This window comes from Thermincola ferriacetica (assembly GCF_001263415.1).
Classification (GTDB): domain Bacteria; phylum Bacillota; class Thermincolia; order Thermincolales; family Thermincolaceae; genus Thermincola; species Thermincola ferriacetica.
In genome coordinates, this window is the sequence record NZ_LGTE01000059.1 from 1 (window position 1) to 1,279 (window position 1,279).

The following is a 1,279-nucleotide window of genomic DNA, read 5'->3' on the forward strand; positions in this document are numbered from 1 at the left end:
TTTGCTGCGGTAGACCACCAGGTCGTATTTCCGGAACCTTACGCCAGCCCTGTTGACAAGATAACGGTTGGCATTGGCCGGCTGCCTTATGCCGCCCCTGCCGGGATTCGCCCGGTGCAACTGCCGGTTCTTCTGCCGGACGTATCGGCCCAGGTGTACAGGCGCGCCGCCAGGCTGTGGTGTGATACCGTAAGCGGCGTGTATGGCCGCCAGGGCGTCGCCGGCATGGGTTTTCGCCAGGCCAAGCCCTTCCCTCGACATACTGACCTGTTCCGCCGTTACGAAAGCCGTCCCTGCGGCAGGCTTCCACAGCGCGCGCATTACGTTGACCCTGGCCGCCCAACGGTAGTTTTCAACCAATACGGCAAACGGTATCCCGTTGCTGACAGCTTTTCTGTGGCAGTCGCCGCAGAGGGTGATCAGGTTTTTGGGCCGGTCTGACCTGCCACGAAAGTGGTAAAGCTTGCGGTTGGAAGTGCTGCCGCACAAAACGCAGGCGTAACCGTCGCGTTCCAGGACGTATTCCCTCACGTCGAAACAGCCTCTCTGCGGGCCGTACTGGTACTGGATTCCCTGTATGTCCGGGTTCTCCATCTTCTGAAAGTCGAATTTGTTCAGTTCTACTGCCCACCCGGTCACGGGTAGGATGCTTTCGACCAGCCGGCGCAGTTTGTCGTGCTCGTGTTTCAACTGCCGGATCGACGGGGCTACCCAGCCGTCAGGCTTCCTGCGGTTTAAATACCTCGGCTGGCGGTACCTGGTCTTTCTGTTCCGCCGGCTGCGGCGGTAATTACGCCGTTCTTCCAGCCTCTCCGATATGTCCGGGCGGCACCTGACTTCGGCACGGAACAATACTTTCCCATCTTCCCGCACCGCGGCCACGCCCTGGGTCAGGCCGGGGTCCTGGCCGGCATAAACCGGCTGTACCGCTTCCGGTGTTTCGATGGTCAGCCGGATGGTGAACGGAACCAACCTTGCCACTCCTGCCTCGCCTGCCCTGAGCAGGTGCCGCGCCCTGGCCGGGCTGGTCGGCATCAGCGGTTTGCCGGTTTTTGATAATACGTAGACATATGCCACTTAGATGACCTCCTCTACGCTTGGAGTTATTGTGCCCGTCGCCCATGTTAGAATGGGTTGTCACGCGCGGGACACCGCCCCTACCCCGCAGGGCTTTTAATCCTACGCCACAGTGCCCGGAGCTCGGGCTATACTCCGGGGTGTGTTCACCATACCAACGTAGTCTCCAAAAGACTTGGGCTAGTCAACCCGAGGCTTACGG

1 protein-coding gene is annotated in these 1,279 nt (G+C 60.3%); it reads right to left on the reverse strand.

The window, feature by feature from the left end; translation table 11 throughout:
• A partial coding sequence (gene iscB / locus Tfer_RS16395) for an RNA-guided endonuclease IscB (RefSeq protein ID WP_052219196.1) occupies positions 1–1,077 on the reverse strand: 1,077 nt, incomplete at its 3' end.
• Between the last annotated feature and the right edge of the window lie 202 nt (positions 1,078–1,279).